Genomic DNA, 24,983 nt, shown 5'->3' on the forward strand with positions numbered 1-24,983 from the left:
GTTCAGGGGTGGGCACCATCACCAAGCGAGAGCATCGTCTCGCAGACGGCCGCGAGCTCATCTACTTCGATGACGCGGACACCACCCTTCCGCCCGACCGAGCGCCCGACCTGCGCACGCTCGGTCCCCGGCCGCAGACGGCGCTCATGCGCCAGGATCCGCTGACCGGCGACTGGATCTCCATCGCCGCGGCCAGGCAGAACCGTGTCGTGCTGCCACCAGCCGAGCTCGACCCGCTCGCTCCTCAGACGCCCGACAACCCATCGGAGATCCCCAGCGACTACGACGTCGCGGTGTTCGAGAACCGGTCGCCGTCGTTCGGCCCTGCCGTGGACGATGCGGATGCTCCTGCCGGTCTCGCGGACCTCGCAGAGGTCGGCATCGGTCGCGTTCGCACGGCCGTCGGCAGGTGCGAGGTCGTGTGCTTCTCCTCCAAGCACTCTGGCGCGTTCGGCAGCATCTCGGCCTCTCGAGCGCGCACCGTGATCGAGGCGTGGGCCGACCGCACGGCCGCGCTGTCAGCACTGCCGGGCATCCAGCAGGTCTTCCCCTTCGAGAACCGGGGTGAGGCGATCGGCGTGACGCTCGGGCATCCGCACGGTCAGATCTACGCCTACCCCTACGTCACGCCGCGCACGCAGCGATTGCTCTGCTCCGTGGAGGCGTACGGTCCGAACCTGTTCGACGACATCCTCGAGTTCGAGCGTTCCGGGGAGCGGATGCTCCTCACCGGCTCGCACTGGAGCGCCTACGTTCCGTTCGCGGCGAGGTGGCCGCTCGAGGTGCATCTGGTGCCGCACAGGCAGGTTGCCGACTTCGCCGGCACCAACGGAGACGAGCGCGACGAACTCGCCACGCTCTACCTGCGGCTGCTGCGGGGCGTCGACGCCCTGTACGACACCCCGACCCCGTACATCGCGGCGTGGCATCAGGCACCGGTGAACACGCACAGGGACGACGTGCGTCTGCACCTGCAGCTCACCTCGCCCCGCAGGGCCGCGGACAAGCTCAAGTTCCAGGCAGGCAGCGAGGCGGCCATGGGTGCCTGGGTCGGTGACGTGCCGCCGGAGAAACAGGCTGAAGACCTGCGCGCTGCGATTGCGCGCGCTGACAAGGAGAACCCGGTATGACCCTCGACCTCGTCGCTGCAGCCCACACCCGCTTCACCGAAATCTTCGGCCACGCGCCGGACGGCGTGTGGTCGGCACCTGGCAGGGTGAACCTGATCGGCGAGCACACGGACTACAACGACGGTTTCGTGTTCCCATTCGCGATCGATCGGCGTACCGTCGCGGCGCTCGGCGTGCGCGACGACCGGCTCGTGCGCGTCTCGTCGTCGTTCACCGACCAGGTGGTGGAGGCGTCCTTGTCCGAGCTCGGACCGGGAGGAGCTCCCGGCTGGCAGAACTATCCGCTCGGCGTTGCCTGGGCGCTCGGACAGCTGGGCGCCGACCTCGCCGCCGTGCCCGGCTTCGACCTGTACCTCGATTCCGACGTTCCGGTCGGTGCCGGCCTCTCGTCATCGGCGGCGATCGAGTCGGCGACCGCGGTCGCGCTGAACGACGTGTGGCGGCTCGACCTCGACCGCAAGACGCTCGTGAAGGCTGGGCACATCGCCGAGAACGAGGTGGTCGGCGCGCCGACCGGCATCCTCGACCAGTCGGCCTCGCTCCTGGGGCGACCCGACAGCGGCATCTTCATCGACTGCCGCAGCTTCGAGACCGACGTCATCCCGCTCGGCTTCGACGAGGCGGGACTCGAGGTGCTCGTGATGGACACGAAGGTGGAGCACGAGCACGCGGCTGGCGGGTATGCGGCCCGGCGGGCATCCTGTGAGGCTGGGGCGCGAGCACTCGGAGTGCAGTCGCTTCGGGAGATCTCGATCGCCGACTTGCCGAGGGCACGGGAGGTGCTCGACGGCGAGACCTTCCGGCGTGTGCGTCACGTGGTCACCGAGAACCAGCGGGTTCTCGACACTGTGCGAATCCTGCGCGAGCAGGGCCCGCGCGCCATCGGGGACCTGATGGATGCCTCGCACCGATCCATGCGCGACGACTTCGAGATCTCGGTTCCGCAACTCGATCTCGCCGTGGAGATCTCGCAGAACTATGGCGCCATCGGAGCGAGGATGACGGGCGGCGGGTTCGGCGGTTCGGCCATCGCGCTCGTGCCGCACGAACTCGTATCGCAGGTGGAGGCATCCGTCGACGCCGCGTTCGCCGAGCACGGGTATGCGCAGCCCGATCTGTTCGCGGTCGTCCCCTCGGCAGGGGCATCCAGGAACGAGTGAGCCACCGGGCCCGCTGAGCACGGGCCAACGCGCCCGCTTGGCATACCCTGAATCGCATGACCGCACATCCGGATGCCCGGCTCACCTCGTTGCCGGACCGCCGATCCCCCCGCGTCGCAGACACGGGCTGGGTGGCGCCCGGCGCCCAGCTGATCGGCGCCGTCACCCTTCACGACCGTGCCAGCGTCTGGTACAACGCGGTGCTTCGCGCCGACAACGAGCCGATCGCGATCGGTGAGCGCTCGAACATCCAGGACAACTGCTCGTGCCACGTCGACGACGGCTTTCCGCTCACGCTCGGCGCAGGCGTGTCCGTCGGCCACAACGCGGTGTTGCACGGCTGCACCATCGAGGACGACGTGCTCATCGGAATGCACGCCACGGTAATGAACGGCGCTGTCATCGGTACGCAGTCTCTCGTCGCCGCCGGTGCGCTCGTGACGGCGGGCACGGTCGTGCCACCCCGGTCCCTGGTCGCGGGTGTGCCCGCGAAGGTACGACGCGAGCTCACGGACGAAGAGGTGGCGGGCATCCGTCACAACGCGGAGGTGTACTTGGAGCACCTCGAGTTGCATCGGGGCGGGACCCGGGTGGGGGTCGAGTCGTGAGCAATCTCGCCGCCGTGATGACGGGCATCGACACCATCGAACTGCAGAAGCGTCCCGAGCCGGTTGCCGGCCCGGGCGAGGCGGTCGTCGCGATCCGTGCCGTTGGCGTGTGCGGGTCGGATGTCGCCTACTACCGCTACGGCCGCATCGGCCCGTATGTCGTCGACGGCGACCTCATCCTCGGGCATGAGGTGTCGGGCGAGGTCGTGGCCGTCGGCGAGGGTGTGACGAACGTCGTGCCTGGCGACCGTGTCGCCATCGAGCCGAGCGTGCCGGACTGGACGTGCGAACAGTGCAGGGCCGGCAGGTACCACCTGTGCCCGAACCTTCGGTTCCTTGCCACGCCGCCGGTCGACGGCGCTCTGGTGCAGAGGCTGGCGATCGATGCCCGCACGCTGTTCCGCATGCCCGATTCGATGACGTTCGAGGAGGGCGCCATCGTCGAGCCGCTCTCCGTCGGGCTGTGGGGATGCCAGCGGGCGGGACTGCGTCCGGGCGACGATGTTCTGGTGACAGGTGCCGGCCCCGTCGGGCTGCTGGCCGCCGAGTCGGCGCGCGCCCTCGGGGCGAGAACGGTGACCGTCACCGATGTTGCGGAGCCGCGCCTCGAACTGGCGAGCCGGCATGAATTCGCGGTGGAGCTGAGCGGATCGGCGGGTCGCTCGTCACGCACCTTCGACGTGCTGCTGGAGTGCTCGGGCGCGCCGGGCGTGCTAGCGGACGGGCTCTCACGCCTCGGTCCGGCCGGCCGGGCGGCCGTCATCGGCATCGCCAAGCAGAACGTGGAGCTTGCGCTGCACACGCTGAACTGGAACGAGATCACGATCTCGATGGTGAGCCGCTACCAGAACACCTGGCCGCTCGGCATCGCTCTCATCTCCTCGGGAAGGGTCGACCTCAGCGGCGTGCACACGCACAGCTTCTCGCTTGCGCAGACTGCGGATGCCCTCGCCATCGGCGCTGCCGACCCTGCCGCGGTGAAGGCGATCATCTACCCGCAGGATGCCTGAGCGCCGCGTGTCTGCGGCCTGATTCCTCCTGCGCGTCAGCCGCTCCGCGCTGCCTGCTTCCTAATCCGCGCGCTGCCTGCTTCCTGATCCGCGCGCTGCCTGATGCGTGCTCCGCATCGCGGCCGGGCCTCGGCATCCGGCACGTTAGCGGGTCGGCTCCACCTCGACCTCGGCACCTCCCGTGAGCTCGACGAGTTGGTCATACGTCAGCGGGAACACCGTGTGCGGATGGCCCGCAGCCGCCCAGATCTGGGGAAATGACCGCAGTGCCGTGTCTACCCAGGTGCGAAGGGGCGCTGGGTGCCCGGTGGGCGCCACTCCCCCGATGACCTGTCCGGTCGCCTCCCTGACCGTCTCTGCGGATGCTCGTTTCAGGCTGCCGCCGAGACGCTCGCCGAGATAAGCGGTATCGACGCGATGGCCGCCCGAGGTCATCACGAGCACGGGCTCGCCGTCGAGCGTGAATACGAGGGAGTTGGCGATCGCGCCGACCTCGACGCCGAGCGCTGCGGCCGCAGCGGCGGCGGTCGGCGTCGCTTCGTCGAGCCAGACCACTTCGCCCTGAATGCCGTGTGCGCGTAGCTCGCGCTCCACCGCCTGTACCGCTGAGTGAGAGGTGTCGATGCTCATCGGTCCAGGGTAGCCAGCGATGCGAGCACCGCGTCGACGTCGGTCAGCTCGATGAGCGGCGTGTAGAGCGCCATGGCGTCGAGCGCGCGACGATGGTCGGCGTCGGTGGCGCCGGCGCAGGCATCCGCTGCCACCTGCACGTGCACGCCGGCGTCGGCCGCAGCGAGAGCCGTGGAGATCACGCAGCAGTCGGTCGAGACGCCGGCCAGCACGAGTTCGCGGCTACCGCCTGTCGCGTCGTTCAACGCCGCACCCCACTTGCCGAAGGTGGTCTCGGTGACGATCCCGTGCTCGGGCGCCGGCTCGTCGACCAGGCGGTAGAGCGGGTCGTCGTCGGGCACGAGCGCCCACGGCCACACTTGGTAGTAGGCCGCCCAGGCTCCTTGTGGGTGTTCTGGGGCGATGAACCGCGTGTGCACGACCCGGTTGCCGAAGGCGGGCAACAGACGACCGATGCCTTCCCTCGCCTCGTCGAACCGCGGTGTGAACCAGCCGCTTTGCGGGTCACCGAAGACGTGCTGCATGTCGATGACGACGAGCCAGGGCGATTCGCTCATCGCGCGCGCTCCCGAGCCGTGGAATCGGGGTCGTTCTGCGGCGGCGAGTCCTGCGGCGGCGATTCGGGCAGTGCTTCCTGCCGGCGCACGCGGCCTCGTCCGAAGATGACGACGCCGAGGTAGCCGATCAGGAGGGCGACCAGAACGCCGAGGTTCGCGGCGCCCCAGATGCCCTTGACGCCACCGAGGCCGAGTGGGCCGAGCAGGTAGCCCTGCCAGTTCAGCCAGGCGAGGCCGTATGGGTTGATGACGAGGCCCCATCCGATCGCCGTTCCGATGACGAGCAGGGCGATGGCGAGCCAGTTCCAGCTGCCATAACGACCTCGCGGATCGAACAGGTCGCGGTCGGAGTAGTTGCGGCGGCGCAGAGTGAGGTCGGCGAGGAACACGCCGCACCATGCGGCGATCGGAACGCCGAGTGTGATGAGGAAGCCCTGGAAGGGTCCGATGAAGTCGTTCGCGAAGAACACGATGTAGACGGCACCGGCGATCATGATGACGCCGTCGATGAGGGCGGCGACCGGGCGCGGGATGTTGACGCCCGCGCTGAGCAAGGCAATGCCGGATGAGTAGATGTCGAGCACGGCACCGCCGATGAGTCCGAGTACGGCGACCACGGCGAACGGCACGAGGAACCAGGCGGGGAGGATCGTGGTGAGTGCGCCGATCGGGTCGCTGCCGATGGCCGTCGACAGCTTCTGCGACGAGCCGGCGAGCATGAGCCCGAAGACCACGAGGATGACGGGAGCAAGGGAAGCTCCGAATGTTGTCCAGCCGATGACGCCGCCGCTCGAGGATCTCCGCGGCAGGTAGCGCGAATAGTCCGCGGCCGCCTGCACCCAGCCGAGGCCGAAGCCGGTCATCATGAAGACGAATCCGCCGATGAGCTTCGGCAGGTCGCCCGAGGGGAGCTCGGCGATTCTTGCGAAGTCGATGTGGTTCGCGACGAGCAGGATGTAGACGATCGTGAGCACGGCGGTGGCGATCGTGATCACGACCTGCAGGCGCATGATGACGTGGAAGCCGAACACTCCGCCGCCGATGACCAGGACGACGACGACCACGAGCGTGATGATCTCGGTAGCCGTTCCGCCGGCGCCGCCGAGCTCCTTGAAAACGGTCGTGCTGGCCAGTACCGCAAGTGCGACGAGCACGGTCTCCCAGCCGACGGTGAGCAGCCACGAGATGACCGACGGCACCTTGTTGCCGTGCACGCCGAAGGCCGCGCGGCTCAGAGTCAGAGTCGGGGCCGAGCCCCGCTTGCCTGCAAGGGAGATGAATCCGCAGAACAGGAATGAGACGACGATGCCGAGGATGCCGACGATCGTGGCCTGCCAGAACGAGATGCCGAACCCGAGCAGGAACGATCCGTAGCTCACGCCGAGCACGGACACGTTTGCTGCGAACCACGGCCAGAACAAGCCACGTGGTGTGCCGCGGCGTTCGGACTCGTCGATCGAGTTCAGTGCGTTGAGTTCAACGGCCATGGCGCTGGGCCGTGGGGCGCCTGCTCCGGTCGGGCTTGCACCGGTCGGGCTTGCTGAACCGTCGTCGAGGGTCGTCATGGCGGCGCTCCTGAGTGGGGACCTTGCGGTCGTGCGGAGTTGCAGCGGATGTCTGGAATGTAGCGCAGGGACCGGCGGGCCGGGAACATGAGCGGTCGGCGGGCATTGCACGGCGCACCCCGCGGTCGGCGGGCATTGCACGGCGCACGTTCGCCACGGGCCGTTCGCGCCCGGCGGCTTCTCTCCGGGACACTCCACGCAGCGACTCCACATGGTGTTTCATCCCGGCCCCTCCACACCGACTCCACGTGGTGGTTTCATCCCGCCCTCCGCGCAGCGACTCCACATAGTTGTTCCCACCCCTTCCGCGGGGCGGGTGACGTAGCTCCGCCCCGTTGGACTCACCCAGCTGAGCGTTCCGATCGGCGGTGCACCGTCTTTCCCGCGTGCAGCCTTCACCTGTGCCACCCGCCAATCCGTCAGACCCTTCAGCCTGTGGTGTTTTCGGCATAGATGCGCCAGGTTGTCCGCACTGGTCGTTCCGCCGTGTTCCCAGGGGATCGTGTGGTCCGCCTCGCAGGAGATCGCGCGGCGAAAGCATCCGGGGAACCGACACCAGCCGTCCCTGACCATGAGCCAGTTGCGAAGCGACTTGGGAACCTTGTAGCTCGCACGGTCGACGTCGAGAACTCTGCCCGTGACGGGGTGGGTCAACACCCGGGTCAAGCCGGGAGCGTGCGCGACGAGCCGCCTGGCCATGTCGGGTGGGATGGGGCCCGTAACCGTCGAGCTGCCCTGGCTCATCGGAGAGGCCGGCGAGTGTCATCACAGGTACCGTCACGAGCACACGCAGCGACGGCAGGACCTTCGGGGCCGGATCATCATCGGAAACATCAGGACCTCCTGCCGAACTCTCGCTGTCGGTCCTGGAACGTCCACTCACACCACCGGCGAGCAGCCGCTGCACGAGCACGTCGGTACGCAGTTGATCGATCGTGCGAGAGTCGTCGGCCTTGTGCAGATCGATGGCCTCAGAAGTGAGACTCGCTCTGATGCGCGAAAGTTCGTCGATGGGGGCGATGGCGTGCAGGCATCCCATGGCGTCATCGAGTGCCTCGAGCCATACCCGGCGCCCTGCTCGGGCACGTTCGTGTCGCACGGTCAGCGCGTCAGGCAGAACCTTCTCCCGCCAACGCCTCGCGAGCCGGCGTACCTCGCCAGGTGTCGAGACACAGGCGCGATCGAGCAATCGTTGTTCGAACTCCGCCATGGCGGCGACAGCGGGCGATTCACCATCGGTCTGCAGTAGCGCCTCGAGCTCGTCGACGATCACTGTCGCGTGTACCGAGCCGATTGTGCCGCCGCTCAGCGCGGAGTGCACGGACGGATGCGCGATCAGGGCCGCCGCTCGATCGACGTGTGCGGCAAGCGTGCGTTCCGACGTGCGGGTCGCGGTGGCGAACTCCGCGAGCATCAGACGGTGGGCGAGTTCACGCCGGTGGGCCGGCGTCTCCGAAAGCGCCACGACCTCGTCCGCCCAGCGCGCCGCCCACGCATGACCGCGCGCGAGGACCGATGCTCGTCGCGCTTCAAGCGCCGATCGCTCGCGTTCGATCGCGACGAGTTCTGCCGTGAGCACGTCGAGTTCTTCGTAAGGGGCGTCGAGAATCGGACGGGCCTCCGAGGGCGGCGGCGAAGGACGACGTGCTTCTACCTGCGGGTCGCGTCCCATCTCACGGCTGTCAGCAGATTCGGCAGACGCCTCATCGCTCGGCGGAAGCATACCGACCAGCTGCAGGTATACGGGGTCGTTCTCCGGCCAGCCAGGCGGCAAGAGTTCGGGCTCGAACCCGCCATCGTCTTCGAATGCGAAGGCATCGAGGGGCCAGGTGTCTGGATTCAGCATCTGGGCATCGAGGGGCTGCGCCTCAGCCCAGGTCGGCAACGGCCTTGCCGCCGCGACTGCTTCTCCTCGATTCATGCCTTCACAATAGAACACACAGCCGACATATCAAGTGTGTACCGGAGGAATGGATCGCACCTGTGTTCGAGTGCCGAACATCGCGGTCTGGGGACGGAAAGCCGGCCGGATAAGCGTCTCTCCTCGTCCCCAGCGTGCAGCGGGTAGCGGCCTTCCACACTCCGTGCACGCGGAGGAGCGAATGTCGCGGGCAGGCGGCAGACTTCCACGCATGGAGATCCAACTCAGCATGGTCGTTCTCGAGGTCCGCGACCTGGATGCTTCGATCCAGTTCTATCGCCAGCTCGGTCTCGACATCCCCGACCCACCGCCCGGCCGGCCGATCGTCGTGCACCGCATGGGCAGCGGCGTCAGCCTTCTGCTCACGACGAGCTTCGCGTCACGCTACGATGCGAGCTTCGAGCGGCCGGAATCGGGTTACCAGCAGCTGCTCGAGTTCTACGTCGGCCACGACGAGGTCGTGGACGCGAAATGGTCGGAACTCACGGCGGCGGGCTTCCACGGCAGAATGCAACCGGTGAAGACCGCTGGCCCGTACGCCGCCATGGTGGATGATCCGGATGGAAACGTCGTGTTGCTGACCTCGGACGAAGCAGCGGCGCCGACGAGCTCTGGAGGTGACTGAACGGCGGCACCGACAACCAGCTGAGGTGCCGCACGGCGACACTGACAACCAGCTGAGCTCGCGCAGGGCGCACGTGACGGCGGCGCCACCCACCTACAGCCGCTCGGCGGCCTCCACCACGTTCGTCATCAGCAATGCGACCGTCATTGGGCCCACGCCGCCCGGGTTCGGGGAAAGCCAGCCTGCGACATCCGCAACGCCTGGGGCGACATCGCCGTACACCTTCGACTTGCCGGTCTCGGGATCGTCCTCACGCGTCACACCCACGTCGAGCACAGCCGCCCCTGGCTTCACGTCTTCGGCCCGCACCAGATGCTTCACGCCCGCCGCCGCCACGATCACGTCGGCCTGGCGCAGGTAGAACGGCAGGTCGCGGGTGCCGGTATGCGTGAGCGTCACGGTCGCATTGATCGCCCGCCGCGTAAGCAGCAGGCCGATGGAGCGCCCGATCGTCACGCCGCGCCCGACGACGACGACGTGCTTGCCCTTCAGGTCGTAGTCGTTCCGCAGCAGCAACTCGATCACCGCACGCGGCGTGCACGGCAGCGGCGTCTCGATCGGCGCATTCACGTTCAGTACGAGCCGGCCGAGGTTCGTCGGATGCAGACCGTCGGCATCCTTCGCAGGGTCGATGCGTTCGAGGATGGCATCGGTGTCCAGATGCTTCGGCAACGGCAGCTGCACGATGTAGCCGTGGCACGCCGGATCCGCGTTCAAACGATCGATCGCCGCCTCGACGTCGTGCTGCGTGGCATCGGCAGGCAACTCGACCTGGATCGAGTTCATGCCGATCGCCTCGGACTGCCGGTGCTTCATGCCGACATAGAGCTGCGACGCAGGGTCGGCGCCGACGAGCACAGTCGCGATGCCCGGAACGATCCCCCGCTCCTTCAGCACCGCAACCCGCTCCGCCAGTTCCTGCTTGATCGCCGCAGCAGTTGCCTTGCCGTCCAGCCGGATGGCCGCCATAGCCCTCAACCCTCGATCGACGAAGCGAGCTCGACCTGCTCGACCGGGAAGCCCGACGGACCGAGTCCCGGGTAGAGCGGGAAGGCATCCGTCAGCTTCTTGACCCGAGACCGCAGCGACGGGATGTCCGCGTTCGCCTTCAGCGCGGAAGCGATGACGTCGGCCACCTCGGTGAACTCGCCGTCACCGAAACCGCGCGTCGCCAGCGCGGGCGTGCCGATACGCAGCCCAGAGGTCACCATCGGTGGACGCGGGTCGAACGGCACCGCGTTCTTGTTCACGGTGATACCGACCTCGTGCAGGCGGTCCTCCGCCTCCTTGCCCGTGAACTGGGAGGTACGCAGGTCGACGAGCACGAGGTGCACATCGGTACCGCCGGTGAGCACGTCGACACCCGCCGCCTTCGCGTCGGCAGCGGTCAGCCGCTCGGCGAGGATCTGAGCGCCCCGCACCGTTCGCTCCTGCCTGTCGCGGAACTCGTTGGTCGCCGCCAGCTTGAACGCGGTCGCCTTCGCAGCGATGACGTGCATGAGCGGACCGCCCTGCTGGCCAGGGAACACATTGGAGTTGAGCTTCTTGGCGATGTCGGCGTCATTGCTCAGGATGAAGCCGGAACGCGGGCCGCCGATGGTCTTGTGCACGGTCGAGCTCGTGACGTGCGCGTAGGGCACGGGAGACGGGTGGATGCCTGCGGCTACCAGTCCGGCGAAGTGCGCCATGTCGACCCACAACGTCGCACCCACCTCGTCGGCGATCGCACGGAACGCGGCGAAGTCGAGATGACGCGGGTATGCCGACCAGCCGGCGATGATGACCTTGGGCTTGTGCTCGATGGCCTTCTGGCGCACCACGTCCATGTCGACGCGGAACGTCTCAGGGTCAACGCCGTACGACACGACGTTGTAGAGCTTGCCCGAGAAGTTCAGCCTCATGCCGTGCGTGAGGTGACCGCCGTGCGAGAGCTCGAGCCCGAGGATCGTGTCGCCCGGCTGGGCAATCGCGCTCAGCACGGCAGCGTTCGCGGATGCCCCTGAATGCGGCTGCACGTTCGCGTACTCAGCACCGAAGAGGGACTTCGCACGCTCGATCGCGAGGTTCTCTGCGATGTCGACGTACTCGCATCCGCCGTAGTAACGCCTGCCGGGATAACCCTCGGCGTATTTGTTGGTGAGCACCGAGCCCTGCGACTCGAGCACCGCACGTGGAACGAAGTTCTCGCTCGCGATCATCTCGAGATAGTCGCGCTGGCGACCGAGCTCGAGATTCAGCACCTCGGCGATCTCGGGGTCGACCTCCGCCAATGGCGCGTTGAAGGTGGGGGAAACGGTCATGCCTGGCTCCTCTTCGTTCTCGGGCGGACGTGTGCACGTCTCATTCGCGTCGGCCCAGGCGCGCGGCCGAATCCGCCTTTGAATCTCAGAGGTTCAGTCGCTCCCCGATGGTGAACCATCCGCGACGGATGCCGGATCCCCGGCACGCGCCGATACGCCAGTTGCGACGCCGCAAGCTTACCGTGGCCGCGGGCCCGTCGCAGCACTATCGCAGGTTGTGCTGAGCCGCGGGTTGAGCCGGTCGAAACTCGGTGGTCGGTTTCGACAAGCTCAACCGGCGGTATGAGGTTCAACAGGCGGTCGGGGCACCCGGCGGTCGGGGCTCAACCGGCGGAAGGGGCTCAACCAGCGGTCGGGGCTCTACCCGCGGTCGGGGCACCCGGCCGGGCTGGCGGGAGGACAGTACGTGCCCGTCAGGCGGCGTCCCGCGCTGCGACGAACGCGTCGACGCAGCGGTGGATCTGCTCTGGCGTGTGCGCCGCGGACAGCTGCACGCGGATCCTCGCTCTCCCGACCGGAACGACCGGATAGCTGAACGCGGTGACATACACGCCCCTGCGCTGCATCTGGGAGGCGATGCCGGCAGTGCGCGCCGCATCGCCGAACATGACGGGCACGATCGGATGCTCGCCCGGTAGCAGCTCGAAACCCGCCTCCGTCATGAGCGAACGGAACAGCGCGGCGTTCTCCGTCAGCCGTACCCGTGCGTCGTCCGAGCGCTCGATGAGATCCAGCGCCGCCAGCGTTCCGGCCACGATCGCCGGCGCGAGCGAGTTCGAGAACAGGTAGGGCCGCGAACGCTGCCTCAACAGGTCGACGATCTCGCGCCTGGCAGACACGTAACCCCCTGAGGCCCCGCCGAGCGCCTTCCCGAACGTTCCGGTTCGCACGTCCACGCGATCCTCGACGCCGCACAGCTCAGGTGTTCCGCGCCCGTGCCGGCCGACGAACCCCACTGCGTGCGAGTCGTCCACGATCACGAGCGCGTCGTACTTCTCCGCCAGGTCGCAGATCCCCTGCAATGGCGCGATGTACCCGTCCATCGAGAAGACGCCGTCGGTGACGATCGCGCGGAAGCGGGCATCCTGTGCCGCCTTCAGCTGCTCCTCCAGGTCGTCGAGGTCGCGGTTGCGGTACCGCAGCCGTCGCGCCTTGCACAGCCTGATGCCGTCGATGATCGACGCATGGTTCAGCTCGTCTGAGATGACGGCGTCTTCGGCACCCAGCAGCGTCTCGAACAGGCCGCCGTTGGCGTCGAAGCACGACGAGTACAGAATGGTCGCCTCGGTGCGCAGGAACTCGGACACGCGCCGCTCGAGCTCGAGGTGCTGCTCCTGCGTGCCGCAGATGAACCGCACACTCGCCAGACCATAGCCCCATTCCCGGAGTGCGCCAGTGGCGGCATCCACCAGCTCCGGACTGTCGGCCAGGCCCAGATAGTTGTTGGCGCAGAAGTTGAGAACCTGAAGCCCATCCGCCTCGATCTCGGCCTTCTGCGGGCCCCGGATGCCACGCTCGTGCTTCGCGAGACCCGCGGCCTCGATACCGGCCAACTCGTTGGCCAGGTGCTCCTTGAGTCTTGCGTACATCACACCACCGTCCAGTCCAGGATGACCTTGCCACCGTGCGCGGATGCCGCGGCCTCGAACCCGCGCTCCCACTCGCTCGCGGGCATCCGCTCGGAGATGATCGAGCCGATCGCCTCTCGCAGAACCCCGCTCGTCTGCAGCATGGCATCCATGGCGTTCCACGTCTCGAACATTTCGCGGCCGTAGATGCCCTTCAGCGTCAGCATGTGCGTCACCACGATGCCCCAGTCGATGGCGATCGGACCGCTGGGCAGCCCGAGCATGGCGATGCGCCCGCCGTGGTTCATGTTCTCGATCATCTGCGGCAACGCGGTCGGCGCACCGCTCATCTCGAAGCCCACATCGAAGCCCTCCCGCATGCCCAGCGTGCGCTGAGCATTCCGCATCGTGTCCTCGGAGACATCGACGACGAGATCGGCGCCCATGCGAGACGCCATGGCGAGCCGGTCTTTGCTGATATCGGTTCCGACGATGAAGCGCGCCCCCACGTGCCTGGCGATCGCGATGGCCATCAGCCCGATCGGGCCGCACCCGGCCACGAGCACGTCCTCGCCCACCAGCGGGAAGGCCAGTGCGGTATGCACGGCGTTGCCGAGCGGGTCGAAGATCGCCCCGACATCCGGATCGATCGACTCGTGGTGCACCCAGACGTTGGTCCCAGGCAGCGTGAGGTACTCGGCGAACGCGCCATCTCGCTGCACTCCCAGCCCCTTCGTGCGGATGCACATCTGACGCCGCCCCGCCCGGCAGTTGCGGCACATACCGCACACGATGTGACCCTCACCCGAGACCAGGTCACCGACCACCACCTCGTGCACAAGCGGCCCCACCTCGACCACCTCGCCGAAGAACTCGTGACCGGGAATCAGCGGAGCCACGACCGCCGACGCCGCCCAGTCATCCCAACGACGGATATGCAGATCGGTGCCGCAAATCCCCGTACGAAGCACGCGGATCTTCACCTCGTCCTCAGCGGGCACCGGCTCCGGCCGATCGACCAGCGCCAGACCAGGACCGGCCTGCGCCTTGTAGAGCGCCTTCACGCTGTCGTCCTCCTTCGCACCGACACCCTTACGGTGTATCGCATCTGCCGTCCGCGTTGCGCGTCAACGGGTCAATCACGCACGAGCCGTGCGTTGATCGCTTCTCGCACGCTCAGATAGTGCGCGGGATCCGGTGAGAAGCTGTCGAACCGCAGCGTTCCGTTCGAATCGATCAGGTCGAGCACGGCGTCGAGGCCGTCGCGGTCCCGCAGCGCCTGCATGGCCCTGTGGTCGGCCATCGCCTGTGCAAACACCCGGTAGCGGATCGAGGGCAGCGGATGCCCGTTCTCGCCCGGGTACACCACGAACGGGTCGCCCCCTGGGAATGCACCACCCGAGCACGTGTCCCGGAACGGATCGACGAGTCGGAGCGAGTGCCACGAGTAGTAGAAGTTGAAGCCCCAGTGCAGGAACCCCTGGATGCCGAACCGGAACAGCTGGTGGCCGATCACCCTGTTGCGCGCAGACGGCAGGGCGAAGAACCGGTTCGCCACGTCGCGGTCCTGAGAGACGCAGTAGTACGCCCAGAGCTCGGCCGGGCGACTCTCGAGGAACGCTGCGATGGCATCCGTGGCCACCACGGGCACCTGCACCGCGCCACTGTCGTAGAACGCGAAGTCGCTGAGCGCATCGACGATGCGGCGCCCTTCCAGCAGGTCGGCGACCATGCTCTTTGCGGCCAGGTAGTTCTTGAGCTGCTCGTCGCCGTGCGGCTCGTCGGAGATGTGGAAGACCACCCGATCCCGATCGGCGTTTGCGTCCAGCACCTCGATCAGGCTCGGCAGGAGCTGCTCGAGAAAGGATCGGTACCTCGCGTCGGTCGCCGGCACATCCCAGCCGAACAATCGCACCCGCTCACCGCCGCGGTCTGCATAGACCGCTGGAGTGAATTCGGCGCCCCACTGCGTGAAGAGATGGGCGACCTCGACCCCGGAGACGCCGTGACGTCGGCACAGTTCGAGCCACCGCACCAGCCGATCGAAGCCGAAGCGGTAGGAACCCTCGGGGAGGCATTCAACGTCGACGAGCTGCACGGGCGTGCGGTAGTGCCCGACCGCCGTGTCGAGCGGAGGCGTCCAGATGGGTGTCAGCAGGGAGTTCACGCCCATGCCTGCGGCAGAGGCGACGAAGCGATCTATCAGCTCCCAGTGCTCTTCGCTGAAGACCTCGACGCCGTAGTGGTCGGCGATGGCGTCGGCGTGCAGCCAGTGGCTGTTCACGATCTCCAGAGCAGGCAGTCGCAACGGCAGCACTGTGACGTTCACCTCGCGCCGAAAGAGCTCGACGCCCGACTCGTCGGACACGACGACGATCACGCCCTGGATGCCCGCCCTCGCCTCGTCGTCGACCGTCAGATCGAACCACACGGCACGCCACGAGCCGAACAGCGGCCAGAGCTCGCCGTCGTCCAACGGCCTGAGCAGGTCAGGGTACAAGCCGGGAAGGTCCCGATCGTAGCCGTCGTCGTGTCCGGGGAACGCCGGCATCTGGCACGGAACGAGCTCGACGCGATGGATCGCGACAAGGTCGGAGGACGCCCCCTCGAGGTGGAGGCGCAGCGGCGCCGGAGTGCGGAAGCCGGCACTCATCGGCGGCCGATAGGCGAGCTGGAACGACGCCGTCTCGCCAAGCGTCGCACTCAGGCCGAGGCCCTCCTGCCACGGCCGCGGGTCGGCATCCGGGTACACCTTCTCGAGTGCGTCGCAGAGCATGAAGCTCCACTGTTCTTCAGGCGCAGCCATCACTTCAGCCCGCTGCGGCCGATGCCCGCCACCACGCGCTTCTGCAGCGCGATGAAGAGCACCAGGATGGGCAGCATGGCCATGAGGCTCGCTGCCATGAGCACCGGATAGTTGCTGCTGTGCACGCCCTGCAGGTTGGCGAGGCCGACACTCAGCGGCGCCGACCCGGCACTCGAGGTGACGACCAGCGGCCACATCAGGTCGTTCCACGACCAGAGCACCGTGATGATGCCGAGCGCCCACAGACCGTTGGCTGCCAAGGGCAGCATGATCCTCCAGAAGATCATCAACGAGCTCGCGCCGTCGATGCGGGCGGCGTCTTCAAGCTCCTGCGGAAGGCCCATGAAGAACTGACGCATCAGGAACGTGCCGAAGGCGCTGAAGACACCGGGTGCCGCGATTCCGATGACGGTGTTGAGCCATCCGAGGCTCTGGATGATCTGGTACTGCGGGATCAGGTAGATCTGGGCCGGAACCATGATGATCGACAGGATGACGGCGAGGATGACTCCTTTGGCCGTGAAGCGCATGCGCGCGAACGCGTACCCGGCGATGGAGCACAGGATCAGCTGCCCGATCAGGCGGACCGCCGTGATGGCCACGGTGATCCAGAGCTCCTGACCGAATGGCATCTGGGCGAACACGTCGAGGTAGTTGTGCCACTGCAGCACCCCCGGCCAGAACGTCGGCGGCGCGCTCTCGACCTGTTGACTCGTCGACAGCGACATGACGATCTGGTAGAGCAGCGGCGAGATCATGATCAGCCCGCCGGCGAGCAGCACGATGTGCGCACCGGCGTTCGACTGCGTTCGCCGCCCCCGCGGCCGACGTGCGGCCCTCCGCAGCTCGGCGGGGTCCTGGCCCAGGAAGGCCGCGGTCGAGACGTTCTCAGACATAGTTGACCCACCGTCGCTGCAGACGGAACTGCACGGCGGTCAGCGCCGCGATGATGACCAGGATCAGGATGCCGATGGCACTGGCGTAGCCCTGATTGTTCTGAAGGAACGCCTCGTTGTAGAAGATGTAGACCAGGCTCTGGGTCTGCGGCATGGCGAGGTTCGACTTGCCGAGCATCACGTACAGCAGGTCGAAGAGCTGGAACCCGTTCACCACTGTGATGATCGACACGAAGAAGATGCTCGGGGTCAGCAGCGGAACCGTGATGCTGCGGAATTGGCGGAACCGCGACGCACCGTCCACCTGAGCGGCCTCGTAGAGCTCGACCGGGATTTCGCGCAGGCCGGCGCTGATGATGATCAGGTTGAAGCCGAGCGACATCCAGAGCCCGACCACCGAGACGGCCACGAGCGCGAACCCTGGGGTCGCGAGCCAGTACGGCCCGGAGATGCCGACGAGCGAGAGAAGCCAGTTGATGGGGCCGAAATCGCCGTTGAAGATGAGTCGCCAGACGATTCCCACCGCAGCAGGCATCGTCACGTAGGGAATGAAGTAAAGCGTGCGGTAGAGCCCGCGGAAACGCATGCCTGGCCGCTCGATCAGCGAGGCGAGCCAGACCGCGATCGGAATGCCGAGCAACACGATGACGGTGTACACGGCGGTGTTGAGGATCGAGCGCGGGATCTGCGGATCCGCGAACATCGTCGCGTAGTTCGCCAGACCCGTGAACGTGGAGCCGCCGAAGACCCCGACCGTCGTGAAGCTGAGGTAGAAGGTCTTCAGGATGGGCCACAGATAGAAGATCGCGACGCCGAACACGACGGGAAGCACGAAGACCCACGGCCAGGGGCCGTCGGGCCGCAGGATGCGACGCCGGGACGGCGAATCCTGCGCCGTCCCGGCCGTCGTGGCCGTGGCGGTGGAGGTGCTCATCGCGTCATTCCTTCGCGAGTTCGGCGTTCATCTGGTCGGCGAGCTGTTTCGCCGCCTGGGCCATGGGAGTCTGGCCGGCGAAGGCCGCAGGCAGAATGTCCGACTCCATCTGGTTCCACGCCGAGGTGTTCTTCGAGATCGGATAGGGCGATGCCGACTTCGCCTCGTCGAGGAACAGCTGGAGGTCGAGGCCTTGGATGGACCCCGCCCACACCTCCTGGCTTCCGTTGAACGCCGGAATCACGACACCCGCCTGGGCCTGGACCAGGGCGGCCGGCTTGCTTCCGAGATAGGCGACGAAAGCCATGGCGGCCTCCGGCTCCTTCGTGGTGGCCGCGATGACGTTGCCGAGCCCGTGGATGACGCACTGGTTGCTCTTCGGACCCTTCGGCAGCTGGACCACCCCGAGCTTGTCTCCGAAGGCCTGGTGGTACGGCGTCGTCTCCCAGTCGCCGTCCATCACCATGGCCAGCTTGCCTGAGGTGAACCAGTCGTTGGCGGTCGTGGTGGTGAGCTGCTGCATGGAGGGCGAGATGCCATCGGCGATGACGTCGGCCCAGAACTGAAGGCCCTTGACCGAGCCAGACAGGTCGTAACCCGACTTCTTGTGGTCGGGCGAGATGATGTATCCGCCTGCCTGCAGCATGGTGTTGTACCACGAGGTCTGTCCACCGGTCAGGTCGCCTGCGAAGCCGTAGACACTCTTGTTGAAATGGTCGGAGACGGCCTTGCCGTTCTTCTTGATGTCGTCCCAGGTCCACGACGATGTGGGCTCGGTCACTCCGGCCTGGCTGAGCAGGTCCTTGTTGTAATACAGGCCGATGGTGTCGAAGTCCTTCGGCGTTCCGTAGAGCTTGCCGCCCACGGTGTAGAGGTTGACGAGCGCGGACGGGTAGTCGCTCTTCTTGACCTGGCCGGCGGAGACCAGCGGATCGATGGGCATGAGCTGGTTGTTCATGGCGAACAACTGGATGTGCGGCCCGTTCATCCAGAACACGTCAGGCAGGTTCTTTCCCTGCGCGAGGGTGGTCATCTTCGTCCAGTACGCGTTGCCCGCAGACGGCGTGAGCTGGATGTTGACCTTGATGTTGGGATAGATCTTGTTGAACGCGGCGACGATCTTCTCCATCGCCGGCTGCTGATTCACGTCCCAGATGGCGTAGCTGATCGTCGCCTTCAGATCTTTCGACGGCGGCTTGTAGCTTCCCGACTGGGTACCCGTTCCCGCAGTCTGCGAACTGCAGCCGGCCAGGGTGGCGCCGAGCCCGAGGCTGACGCCGCCGAGTGCCGCCAGGGAGAGGAAGGAACGACGGTCCATGATCGCTTCTCTTTCTTCGGTGTGGTGGGAAGAGGCGTCAGGCGACGCCTCGACGCTGTTGGTGGTGTGCGAAATAGTCGAGGAGCTCAGGCGCAAGGGGCGGAACGCGTCGTGGCATCGACCCGTTGCGCAACGATTCGGTCGCGGCCACGCCGGCAGCGACGGCGTTGCGTGCTGCGACGGGTGACGTGTCGGTGGCCCCTCCATCGCTCACGAAGCGGAGGAACTCGGCCACGGTGAGCGCGTCGGCTCCGTTGTGTCCGCCCTCGCCCTCGGGAATCGGGTACGACTCGTCTCCCGACTCGTTGTAGGACGTTCGGCGGTTCCAGACGCGCACGGTGCCTCCTGCTGAGTCGCCGAAGTTCTCCAGGCGACCCTCCGTGCCGATCACCGTGTAGTTGCGCCAGTAGTCGGGCGTGAAATGGCACTGCTCGTAGCTGGCGAGCACCCCGTTGTCCAGGCGCAGGGAGACCATCGAGATGTCCTCGACGTCGATCACGGGGTTGAGGCCGGTCTGCGATGCCGGCGGCCAGTTGTCGTACGAGAACCAGTCCTGCATGACGTGGCCTGTGTTGTCGGCACGATCCTGAATCGCGCCGTACACCGTCAGGTCGCCCATGCCCGTGACGTCGACGCTGTACCCGTCGGCGAGCCAGTGGATGACGTCGATGTCGTGGGCACCCTTCTGCAGAAGCAGCCCCGTCGTCTTCGCGCGCTCGGCGTGCCAGTCCTTGAAGTAGTAGTCGCCGCCGTTGCCCACGAAATGCCGGCACCAGACGGCCTTCACCTCTCCGATCTCGCCGCTCTGGATGAGCCGGCGCATGAGGCGCACGACCGGCATGTGCCGCATGTTGTGGCCGACGTAGAGCCTCGAGCCCGACTCGTAGGCAGCCCGCAGCACCTCGTCGGCGCCCTCGACGGTGATGGCGAGCGGCTTCTCGAGGTAGACCGCCACGCCGGCACGCAGCAGCTGGGACGCGATGGCCGCGTGCGTGAAGTCCGGCGTCGTGACGAAGGCAGCATCGATGCCCTGCGCGATGAGCGATCCCACATCTGGCACAACGGATGCCTCCGGCCCGAAGATCTGCGCCGCCCTCGCGCGCCCCTCTTCGGTGGTGTCCGCGACCGCCGCGATGCGTGCCGGGACCGAGGAATCCAGCGCGTTCAGCGCCAGCCGGCTCCGGGCGCCCGCGCCGACGACGCCGACCTCGATCTGTTCGCCAACGGGCATCCCTCGCTCCTCACTGCGCTTCTTCGTGCTGTGCCGTGAACCGTGCTGGGTCATTTGAGCACAACAGAAGTGACTCCGCAAGACAGAAGTTGCACGTTTGTTGCCCGTTTGTTTCAACATCGCTCAAATTGCATCGCGATGCGTGTTACCCCAATCCAGTGCGCCGGCCGCCGCATGGCCGGCCGTACCATGACAACGTTGCGCCCTCGTCTGGTGCGGCCAGGTCGGCTACCCCGAGGGGATCGGATGCGATGAAGAACCGCGCGGAACGCCTACGCGCCGTGCTCGACCTCCTCGGCGAATCGGGCAGCGTCGAGATCGGCGACATCGTCTCCCGGCTCGGCGTCTCGGTCGCCACGGCAAGGAGGGATCTCGACGCGCTCGCGACCGAGCAACTGCTCACCCGCACGCGAGGCGGGGCCAGCGCCCGCTCTGTGGCCTACGACCTTCCCCTGCGGTACAAACGGGAACACAACGCGGCTCAGAAGCAGGCCATCGCAAGGGCCGCGAGCGCGCTCGTCCCCGTCGGTGCGGTCGTCGGACTGACGGGTGGCACGACGAGCACGGGCGTCGCGGCCGCGCTCGCCGTCAGGACCGACATCGCCCAGCGCGCTCCCCAGCACGGACTCACGATCGTGACGAACGCCGTGAACATCGCGGCGGAGCTGGCCGTTCGCCCGCAGATCCGCACGGTCGTGACGGGTGGCGTGGTGCAATCACGTTCGTACGAACTGGTCGGACCGTACAGCGACGAAGTCCTCGGCCAGATCACGATGGACCTGGCATTCATCGGCGTGAACGGTGTCGATCCGGCGTTCGGCGTCACGGTCCACGACGAACGCGAAGCCGCCGTAAACGCGCTCATGGCCAGGCGAGCCGAGCGAGCGATACTCATCGCGGACTCCAGCAAGATCGGGCGAAGGGCGTTCGCCACGGTCGGCCTGCTCTCCGACTTCACGACCCTGATCACCGATGACGGCATCACGCAAGGCGATCGCGCTGCCTTCGAGAGCGCCGGAATCGAAGTCGTCGTGGCCTCGTGAGCTGCTCGGCGGCGAGCGGGTGCGCTCGGTGCTCGATCACCCCCGCCCAGGCGATCACTCTTGCAACTTTGACACGCCTTGCGATCATGAACGATCATTGCTGCCATGACCGATGACAAGACCCGCGTGCCAGGGGCAGACCTCGAGGCCGAACTCACCTCCCAGCCCGACGTGTGGGAACGCGCCGCATCGTTGACCGCCGAACGCCAACTGCTCCCGACCCAAGGCCAGCGGGTTGCCGTCGTCGGTTGCGGCACGTCGTGGTTCATGGCCCAGGCCTACGCGAGCCTGCGCGAGCGCGCCGGCCACGGTGAGACGGATGCCTTCGCGGCATCCGAAGCGCTCGTCGACCGCGACTACGACGCCATCGTCGCCATCACCCGCTCCGGAACCACGACGGAGGTGCTCGAACTCCTCGACCAGGTTCGCGCACGGGGCGGGCACGCGCGAACGGTGGGTCTCATCGGAGACCCGGGCACGCCTCTCGTCGATCTCGTCGACGACGTCGTCGCCCTGCCGTTCGCCGACGAGAAGTCGGTCGTGCAGACGCGATTCGCGACGAGCGCGCTCGCGCTGCTGCGAGCATCCCTCGGCGAAGACCTGTCGAGCGTCATCGCGCAAGCCAGGGGTGCGCTCGACGCCGAGCTCGACGACGAGCTCATCGACGCAGATCAGTACACGTTCCTCGGCACGGGCTTCGGAGTCGGGATCGCGCACGAGGCAGCCCTCAAGATGCGCGAGTCGTCGCAGTCGTGGACCGAGTCGTACCCCGCGAAGGAGTACCGGCACGGGCCCATCGCCATCGCGGCACCAGGTCGCGTGACCTGGGCGTTCGGTGATCTGCCCACCGGTATCGCGGCCGATACCGCGGCAACGGGCGCGCGATTCGAGCACAACCCGATCGACCCGATGGCCGACCTCGTGCGGCTGCACCGCGTCGCCCTCGAGCGCGCGCGCCGCAAGGGACTCGACCCGGACCAGCCCCGCAACCTGACGCGTTCCGTCATCCTGGACGCGCAATGACCACTCCCGCGTCACTCGGGCAGGGCGCTGCCGTCTACGCGTTCGATGTGGGCGGCACGGACATGAAGGCTGCTCTCGTCGACGAGCACGGCACGCTGCTGGAGACCCTGCGCGTGCCTACGCCGCTCGCGCAGGTGCACACCGGCGACCGGGTCGTCGAAGAGGCCGCGCGCCTCGCAGGCGAGCTGGCGACTCGGCATCCGCGCGTGCGGGCGGCCGCTGCCGGCCTCATCGTTCCCGGCCACGTGGACGACGTGCGAGGAATAGGCGTGTTCGCCGAGAACCTCGGCTGGCACGACTACCCCTTCCGGTTGAAGGCGGAGGAGGCACTCGGGGTGCCCGTCGGGTTCGGCCACGACGTACGCGGCGCGGGGCAGGCGGAGCACAGGCTTGGGGCGGCGCGCGGGTTCGACGACGTCGTGGTCGTCACCATCGGCACGGGAATCGCGGCGGCCGTATTCGTGGACGGGCGCCTCTACACCGGGGGCGGGCTCGCGGGCGAGATCGGTCACGACCGGGTAGCCGAGGGCCCGACGTGCGCATGCGGCGGACGCGGATGCCTCGAGGCCGTCGCCTCGGCTGCCGCCATCGCCCGGAGGTACACAGCCCGCACAGGGCGCGTGGTCGGCGGCGCGAAGGAGGTGCTCGAGCTCATGCACAACGGCGACGACAATGCGGCCGCCGCCTGGTCCACGGCGCTCGACGCGCTGGCTCTGGGTTTCTCACACGTCGTCGCGCTGCTCGCACCACAGGCCATCGTCATAGGCGGCGGGCTGTCCGGGGCGGGCGAGGAGCTGCTGCAGCCGCTTCGGGAACGGTTGGACGACATCCTCACGTTCCATCGCAGACCGCAGCTCATCGCGGCGAGCATCGGCGCCGACGCCGGCCTGTACGGCTCGGCGCTGGGTGCGCGTGATGCTCTCGCCGATGCGCTCCCGGCGGGCCAGGCGACCGGTGGCGTGGCATGACGCTCACAGCTACACGCGCTCTCGTGGCCGATGCCAGGGCGCAGGGCACGGGGATCGGCGCATTCAACGTGATCCACCTGGAGACGGCGGAGGGCATCGTGGCCGCGGCCGAGCGGGCCGGGCTTCCCGTCATCCTGCAGATCTCGCAGAACTGCGTCGCCTATCACGGCACTCTCGAACCCATCGCGAAGGGATGCCTCGCACTGGCGCAGCAGACCGACGCGCGTGTCGCGGTTCACCTCGATCATGCCGAAGACGAGGACCTGGCCAGGCGTGCCGTCGACCTCGGCTTCGGCTCGATCATGTTCGACGCGTCACGTCTCGACTACGCGGAGAACGTTGCTGCCACGCAGCGCATCACGCGCTACGCGCACGATCGCGACGTCATGGTCGAGGCCGAACTCGGCGAGATCGGCGGCAAGGACGGCGCCCATGCGCCAGGCGTGCGCACCGACCCGGAAGAGGCGCGCCGATTCGTCGCGGAGACCGGGGTGGATGCCCTGGCGGTCGCCGTCGGCTCCTCGCACGCGATGACGACGCGCGAGGCATCCCTCGACCTCGACCTGATCGCCCGGCTGCGCAGCGCACTGAGTGTGCCGCTCGTGCTTCACGGCTCATCGGGCGTGCCCGACGACGTCATAGTGGCGGGCATCCGCGCGGGCATGACCAAGATCAACGTGTCCACCCACCTCAACCGCTTCTTCACGCAGGCCGTGCGCGGGTACCTCGCCGAGAACCATGAGGTCGTGGACTCGCGCAGGTACGTGGCTGCCGGGCGCGCGGCGTTAAGCGCAGAGGCCGAACGGATGCTCCGCCTCTTCGCCGAGGCGAGCGGCGGTCGGCCGCGCGCGGCATCCGAAGGGGCCGGCTCATGAACCGTACGGAGCGGCTGCGTGCCGTGCTCGACCTGCTCGCCGAGACCGGCGCCATCGAGGTCGACGACATCGTCGACCGCCTCGGCGTATCGCCCGCAACGGCCCGCAGGGACCTTGACGCGCTCGCCGCGCAGCAGCTGCTCAGCCGCACCCGCGGCGGTGCAACCGGTCAGTCGGTCGCCTATGACCTGCCCATGCGGTATAAGCGGGAGCAGAACGCGGGACAGAAGCAGGCGATAGCACAGGCGGCGAGCGCACTCGTGCCGCGCGGAGCCGTCGTCGGCCTGTGCGGAGGGACGACGAGCACGGCCGTCGCGACAGCGCTGGGCTCGCGACCCGATGTCTCCGAGCCTTCGGTGCGGCCGACGCTGACCGTGGTGACGAACGCGATCAACATCGCCGCACAACTCGTGATGCGCCCGCAGATCAAGGTCGTCATGACGGGCGGCGTGGTGCACGCCAGGTCGTACGAGCTCGTCGGGCCCTACACCGACGCAGTGCTGAGTCAGATCGCGCTCGACTTCGCGTTCATTGGCGTCAACGGCGTCGACCCGGTGCTCGGACCCACCGTGCACGACGAGCATGAGGCGGCCGTGAACGCCCTGATGGCCGAACGCGCCGAACGCGCGGTGCTCATCGCCGACTCGAGCAAGATCGGCCGTCGCGCCCTCGCCTCCGTCGGCAGGGCCGGCGCATTCGACACGTTCATCACCGACGACGGCATCACACCGCAACAGGTGCGCGAGTTCGAGGATGCGGGCGTGCGCGTCATCGTGGCCTGACGCGCAGGCATCCGCCGGCGCGACACGAGCCGT

The 24,983-nt window shown here is 67.3% G+C and carries 23 protein-coding genes and 1 riboswitch; of the genes, 10 read left to right on the forward strand and 13 right to left on the reverse strand.

The features are described 5' to 3' along the window. The first annotated feature begins 8 nt into the window (after window positions 1–8). From galT to ACO2Q7_RS06475, 4 genes are read left to right on the forward strand one after another with little or no spacing between them, the layout of a single operon-like run. Window positions 9–1,130 (forward strand): galactose-1-phosphate uridylyltransferase, encoded by a 1,122-nt coding sequence (gene galT / locus ACO2Q7_RS06460; RefSeq protein WP_423354785.1) that lies wholly within the window; start codon window positions 9–11, stop codon window positions 1,128–1,130. Beyond that, entirely contained in the window at window positions 1,127–2,290 is a 1,164-nt protein-coding gene (gene galK / locus ACO2Q7_RS06465) for a galactokinase (RefSeq protein WP_423354786.1), read from the forward strand. Before galT ends, galK begins: the two co-directional genes overlap by 4 nt. A 56-nt stretch (window positions 2,291–2,346) precedes the next feature. Further along, complete coding sequence (locus tag ACO2Q7_RS06470) at window positions 2,347–2,898, forward strand: gamma carbonic anhydrase family protein (protein WP_423354787.1); 552 nt, start codon at window positions 2,347–2,349, stop codon at window positions 2,896–2,898. Beyond that, window positions 2,895–3,908: an NAD(P)-dependent alcohol dehydrogenase gene (locus tag ACO2Q7_RS06475; protein ID WP_423354788.1), complete on the forward strand. Its 1,014-nt coding sequence runs from the start codon at window positions 2,895–2,897 to the stop codon at window positions 3,906–3,908. Before ACO2Q7_RS06470 ends, ACO2Q7_RS06475 begins: the two co-directional genes overlap by 4 nt. A gap of 144 nt (window positions 3,909–4,052) precedes the next feature. Here ACO2Q7_RS06475 and ACO2Q7_RS06480 read toward each other — a convergent pair whose 3' ends face one another. From ACO2Q7_RS06480 to ACO2Q7_RS06495, 4 genes are all read right to left on the reverse strand, one after another. Beyond that, window positions 4,053–4,538 (reverse strand): YbaK/EbsC family protein, encoded by a 486-nt coding sequence (locus tag ACO2Q7_RS06480; protein ID WP_423354789.1) that lies wholly within the window; start codon window positions 4,536–4,538, stop codon window positions 4,053–4,055. Continuing rightward, complete coding sequence (locus tag ACO2Q7_RS06485) at window positions 4,535–5,095, reverse strand: cysteine hydrolase family protein (RefSeq protein ID WP_423354790.1); 561 nt, start codon at window positions 5,093–5,095, stop codon at window positions 4,535–4,537. Before ACO2Q7_RS06485 ends, ACO2Q7_RS06480 begins: the two co-directional genes overlap by 4 nt. Next, the gene (locus tag ACO2Q7_RS06490; RefSeq protein ID WP_423354791.1) at window positions 5,092–6,660 is read right to left on the reverse strand and encodes a purine-cytosine permease family protein; all 1,569 of its coding nucleotides are present in this window, start codon (window positions 6,658–6,660) and stop codon (window positions 5,092–5,094) included. Before ACO2Q7_RS06490 ends, ACO2Q7_RS06485 begins: the two co-directional genes overlap by 4 nt. A 219-nt stretch (window positions 6,661–6,879) precedes the next feature. Next, the gene (locus ACO2Q7_RS06495; protein WP_423354792.1) at window positions 6,880–7,404 is read right to left on the reverse strand and encodes an HNH endonuclease signature motif containing protein; all 525 of its coding nucleotides are present in this window, start codon (window positions 7,402–7,404) and stop codon (window positions 6,880–6,882) included. Window positions 7,405–8,792: 1,388 nt separating this feature from the next. On the opposite strand from ACO2Q7_RS06495, the gene ACO2Q7_RS06500 reads away from it, so the two are divergent. After that, entirely contained in the window at window positions 8,793–9,206 is a 414-nt protein-coding gene (locus ACO2Q7_RS06500) for a VOC family protein (RefSeq protein WP_423354793.1), read from the forward strand. A gap of 93 nt (window positions 9,207–9,299) precedes the next feature. Here ACO2Q7_RS06500 and ACO2Q7_RS06505 read toward each other — a convergent pair whose 3' ends face one another. From ACO2Q7_RS06505 to ACO2Q7_RS06545, 9 genes are all read right to left on the reverse strand, one after another. Further along, entirely contained in the window at window positions 9,300–10,175 is an 876-nt protein-coding gene (locus ACO2Q7_RS06505) for a bifunctional methylenetetrahydrofolate dehydrogenase/methenyltetrahydrofolate cyclohydrolase (protein ID WP_423354794.1), read from the reverse strand. 5 nt (window positions 10,176–10,180) lie between these two features. Beyond that, the gene (gene glyA / locus ACO2Q7_RS06510) at window positions 10,181–11,506 is read right to left on the reverse strand and encodes a serine hydroxymethyltransferase (RefSeq protein ID WP_423354795.1); all 1,326 of its coding nucleotides are present in this window, start codon (window positions 11,504–11,506) and stop codon (window positions 10,181–10,183) included. Between the two features lie 45 nt (window positions 11,507–11,551). Beyond that, window positions 11,552–11,681: riboswitch (ZMP/ZTP riboswitch) on the reverse strand. A 238-nt stretch (window positions 11,682–11,919) separates the two neighbouring features. Beyond that, complete coding sequence (locus ACO2Q7_RS06515) at window positions 11,920–13,095, reverse strand: glycine C-acetyltransferase (RefSeq protein WP_423354796.1); 1,176 nt, start codon at window positions 13,093–13,095, stop codon at window positions 11,920–11,922. After that, window positions 13,095–14,138, reverse strand: a complete 1,044-nt coding sequence (gene tdh, locus ACO2Q7_RS06520) for an L-threonine 3-dehydrogenase (RefSeq protein WP_423354797.1) — start codon at window positions 14,136–14,138, stop codon at window positions 13,095–13,097. The genes ACO2Q7_RS06515 and tdh overlap by 1 nt, the downstream gene beginning before the upstream one ends. 71 nt (window positions 14,139–14,209) lie before the next feature. After that, window positions 14,210–15,880: a DUF4091 domain-containing protein gene (locus tag ACO2Q7_RS06525; RefSeq protein WP_423354798.1), complete on the reverse strand. Its 1,671-nt coding sequence runs from the start codon at window positions 15,878–15,880 to the stop codon at window positions 14,210–14,212. After that, entirely contained in the window at window positions 15,880–16,776 is an 897-nt protein-coding gene (locus ACO2Q7_RS06530; RefSeq protein WP_423354799.1) for a carbohydrate ABC transporter permease, read from the reverse strand. The genes ACO2Q7_RS06525 and ACO2Q7_RS06530 overlap by 1 nt, the downstream gene beginning before the upstream one ends. Then, entirely contained in the window at window positions 16,769–17,710 is a 942-nt protein-coding gene (locus ACO2Q7_RS06535; protein ID WP_423354800.1) for a carbohydrate ABC transporter permease, read from the reverse strand. Before ACO2Q7_RS06535 ends, ACO2Q7_RS06530 begins: the two co-directional genes overlap by 8 nt. Before the next feature lie 4 nt (window positions 17,711–17,714). Continuing rightward, a complete protein-coding gene (locus ACO2Q7_RS06540; RefSeq protein ID WP_423354801.1) occupies window positions 17,715–19,028 on the reverse strand; it encodes an extracellular solute-binding protein in 1,314 nt (437 codons plus the stop codon). Window positions 19,029–19,065: 37 nt separating this feature from the next. Next, window positions 19,066–20,259 (reverse strand): Gfo/Idh/MocA family protein, encoded by a 1,194-nt coding sequence (locus ACO2Q7_RS06545; protein WP_423354802.1) that lies wholly within the window; start codon window positions 20,257–20,259, stop codon window positions 19,066–19,068. Window positions 20,260–20,510: 251 nt separating this feature from the next. Here ACO2Q7_RS06545 and ACO2Q7_RS06550 point away from each other — a divergent pair, with 251 nt between their 5' ends. From ACO2Q7_RS06550 to ACO2Q7_RS06570, 5 genes are all read left to right on the forward strand, one after another. Next, window positions 20,511–21,302: a DeoR/GlpR family DNA-binding transcription regulator gene (locus tag ACO2Q7_RS06550; RefSeq protein ID WP_423354803.1), complete on the forward strand. Its 792-nt coding sequence runs from the start codon at window positions 20,511–20,513 to the stop codon at window positions 21,300–21,302. Window positions 21,303–21,407: 105 nt separating this feature from the next. Continuing rightward, window positions 21,408–22,325 carry an SIS domain-containing protein gene (locus ACO2Q7_RS06555; protein WP_423354804.1) on the forward strand — a complete coding sequence of 306 codons (918 nt, stop codon included), beginning with the start codon at window positions 21,408–21,410 and terminating at the stop codon, window positions 22,323–22,325. Then, a complete protein-coding gene (locus tag ACO2Q7_RS06560) occupies window positions 22,322–23,293 on the forward strand; it encodes an ROK family protein (RefSeq protein WP_423354805.1) in 972 nt (323 codons plus the stop codon). The genes ACO2Q7_RS06555 and ACO2Q7_RS06560 overlap by 4 nt, the downstream gene beginning before the upstream one ends. After that, on the forward strand, window positions 23,290–24,168 hold the full coding sequence (locus tag ACO2Q7_RS06565; RefSeq protein WP_423354806.1) for a class II fructose-bisphosphate aldolase: 879 nt from the start codon (window positions 23,290–23,292) through the stop codon (window positions 24,166–24,168). The genes ACO2Q7_RS06560 and ACO2Q7_RS06565 overlap by 4 nt, the downstream gene beginning before the upstream one ends. Then, window positions 24,165–24,950, forward strand: a complete 786-nt coding sequence (locus ACO2Q7_RS06570) for a DeoR/GlpR family DNA-binding transcription regulator (RefSeq protein WP_423354807.1) — start codon at window positions 24,165–24,167, stop codon at window positions 24,948–24,950. Before ACO2Q7_RS06565 ends, ACO2Q7_RS06570 begins: the two co-directional genes overlap by 4 nt. The last annotated feature ends 33 nt before the right edge of the window (window positions 24,951–24,983 follow it).

Origin of the sequence: Rathayibacter sp. KR2-224, from assembly GCF_049446075.1 — a bacterium.
Lineage (GTDB): Bacteria > Actinomycetota > Actinomycetes > Actinomycetales > Microbacteriaceae > Humibacter.

Excerpts from the sequence above, each read along its gene's own strand:
- ACO2Q7_RS06485 (WP_423354790.1), bottom strand. The coding sequence starts at position 5,095 with ATGAGCGAATCGCCCTGGCTCGTCGTCATCGACATGCAGCACGTCTTC.
- ACO2Q7_RS06550 (WP_423354803.1), top strand. The coding sequence starts at position 20,511 with ATGAAGAACCGCGCGGAACGCCTACGCGCCGTGCTCGACCTCCTCGGC.
- ACO2Q7_RS06570 (WP_423354807.1), top strand. The coding sequence starts at position 24,165 with ATGAACCGTACGGAGCGGCTGCGTGCCGTGCTCGACCTGCTCGCCGAG.
- ACO2Q7_RS06530 (WP_423354799.1), bottom strand. The coding sequence starts at position 16,776 with ATGTCTGAGAACGTCTCGACCGCGGCCTTCCTGGGCCAGGACCCCGCC.
- ACO2Q7_RS06480 (WP_423354789.1), bottom strand. The coding sequence starts at position 4,538 with ATGAGCATCGACACCTCTCACTCAGCGGTACAGGCGGTGGAGCGCGAG.
- ACO2Q7_RS06505 (WP_423354794.1), bottom strand. The coding sequence starts at position 10,175 with ATGGCGGCCATCCGGCTGGACGGCAAGGCAACTGCTGCGGCGATCAAG.
- ACO2Q7_RS06540 (WP_423354801.1), bottom strand. The coding sequence starts at position 19,028 with ATGGACCGTCGTTCCTTCCTCTCCCTGGCGGCACTCGGCGGCGTCAGC.
- ACO2Q7_RS06545 (WP_423354802.1), bottom strand. The coding sequence starts at position 20,259 with ATGCCCGTTGGCGAACAGATCGAGGTCGGCGTCGTCGGCGCGGGCGCC.
- ACO2Q7_RS06470 (WP_423354787.1), top strand. The coding sequence starts at position 2,347 with ATGACCGCACATCCGGATGCCCGGCTCACCTCGTTGCCGGACCGCCGA.
- ACO2Q7_RS06490 (WP_423354791.1), bottom strand. The coding sequence starts at position 6,660 with ATGACGACCCTCGACGACGGTTCAGCAAGCCCGACCGGTGCAAGCCCG.
- ACO2Q7_RS06565 (WP_423354806.1), top strand. The coding sequence starts at position 23,290 with ATGACGCTCACAGCTACACGCGCTCTCGTGGCCGATGCCAGGGCGCAG.
- ACO2Q7_RS06515 (WP_423354796.1), bottom strand. The coding sequence starts at position 13,095 with ATGTACGCAAGACTCAAGGAGCACCTGGCCAACGAGTTGGCCGGTATC.
- ACO2Q7_RS06500 (WP_423354793.1), top strand. The coding sequence starts at position 8,793 with ATGGAGATCCAACTCAGCATGGTCGTTCTCGAGGTCCGCGACCTGGAT.
- glyA (WP_423354795.1), bottom strand. The coding sequence starts at position 11,506 with ATGACCGTTTCCCCCACCTTCAACGCGCCATTGGCGGAGGTCGACCCC.
- ACO2Q7_RS06495 (WP_423354792.1), bottom strand. The coding sequence starts at position 7,404 with ATGAGCCAGGGCAGCTCGACGGTTACGGGCCCCATCCCACCCGACATG.
- ACO2Q7_RS06560 (WP_423354805.1), top strand. The coding sequence starts at position 22,322 with ATGACCACTCCCGCGTCACTCGGGCAGGGCGCTGCCGTCTACGCGTTC.
- ACO2Q7_RS06555 (WP_423354804.1), top strand. The coding sequence starts at position 21,408 with ATGACCGATGACAAGACCCGCGTGCCAGGGGCAGACCTCGAGGCCGAA.
- ACO2Q7_RS06525 (WP_423354798.1), bottom strand. The coding sequence starts at position 15,880 with ATGGCTGCGCCTGAAGAACAGTGGAGCTTCATGCTCTGCGACGCACTC.
- galK (WP_423354786.1), top strand. The coding sequence starts at position 1,127 with ATGACCCTCGACCTCGTCGCTGCAGCCCACACCCGCTTCACCGAAATC.
- ACO2Q7_RS06535 (WP_423354800.1), bottom strand. The coding sequence starts at position 17,710 with ATGAGCACCTCCACCGCCACGGCCACGACGGCCGGGACGGCGCAGGAT.